1 protein-coding gene is annotated in these 1,051 nt (G+C 60.2%); it reads right to left on the bottom strand.

The annotated features are described in order from the left end of the window. Positions 1-9: 9 nt before the first annotated feature. Positions 10-958, bottom strand: a protein-coding gene (locus tag GGD46_RS33615) for an IS630 family transposase (protein ID WP_184711483.1) whose coding sequence is annotated in 2 segments (ribosomal slippage) — positions 10-621 and positions 623-958 — 948 coding nt in all. Because the reading frame shifts where the segments join, the coding sequence is not laid out codon by codon here. Positions 959-1,051: the final 93 nt, after the last annotated feature.

Raw genomic sequence — 1,051 nt, 5'->3', positions numbered from 1 at the left:
TAGAGCGTTTCATGTTTTGACGGAAGCGTAGCCTGCGTTTGAGAAGTAGTTGGCGCACTCTTCTGGCTTGATGGTGTTGGCGAGTATGCCCAGATGTCGCCAGGTTTCGTCGATGTTTCGCTTTTGGGCCTGGCGCATCCAGTGCTTGATCTTGGCGAAGGCCTGCTCGATCGGATTAAGGTCGGGGGAATATTTCGGCAGGAACCACAGTCTGGCGCCAACCGCCCTGATGGCATCGCGGATGGCCTTGGCTTTGTGAGAGCCGAGATTGTCGAGGATGACGATGTCGTCGGGCTTGAGGGTTGGGATCAACTGCTGGCGGACATAGGCGAGGAAGCATTCGCCATTGATGGGACCGTCGAAGACGCAGGGCGCAGTGAGCTTGTCGCAGCGGAGGGCGCCGAGGAAGGTCAGGGTGCGCCAGCGGCCGTGCGGGGCAACGCCGCGCAATCTCTTGCCCCTCGGTCCCCAGCCGCGTAACGGCGCCATGTTGGTACGGATCCACGTCTCGTCGATAAAGACGAGCCGCTTCGGATCGAAGCGGTCTTGCCAGGCCTTCCAGCGGGCTCTGCGCCGGGCAATGTCGGCGCGGCCCTGCTCAAGGGCGAACAGCGTTTTTTTTGAAGCTCAAGCCTTCGCGGCGCATGAACTGCCAGATGGCATTGTGGGAGACGGCCACGCCGCGGGCGGCCAACTCATCCTTCAGCCGATGTAGCGTCAGATGTGATGTCTGCTCGATCTGCTCGACGATGAAGGCGCGGTGCGGCTCCAGCACCCGCCGACGATGGCCGCCCATCTTGCCTGGCGACACACTGCCGGTGGCCCGGTAACGCTGCGACCACTTCACCACAGACGAGACAGCTATGTCGAACCGCTCCGCCACCACCCGGCAGCTCTGCCCACCCACAACCGCAGCGATGACTCGCTCACGAAGATCATTCGAATAGGGTCGCGTCATTGATGCTGGCCTCCATTCCAGCATCAATGATCAATCACAAATCTGCTGATTTGGGAATCCCGCAACGATTCCGATAAGAAATGATCCGCTCTA

The organism is Martinezella lusitana (assembly GCF_014207095.1).
Classification (GTDB): domain Bacteria; phylum Pseudomonadota; class Alphaproteobacteria; order Rhizobiales; family Rhizobiaceae; genus Rhizobium; species Rhizobium lusitanum_B.
The sequence above is the reverse complement of the archived record's forward strand: the minus strand, read 5'-3'. Positions and strand labels throughout refer to the sequence as shown.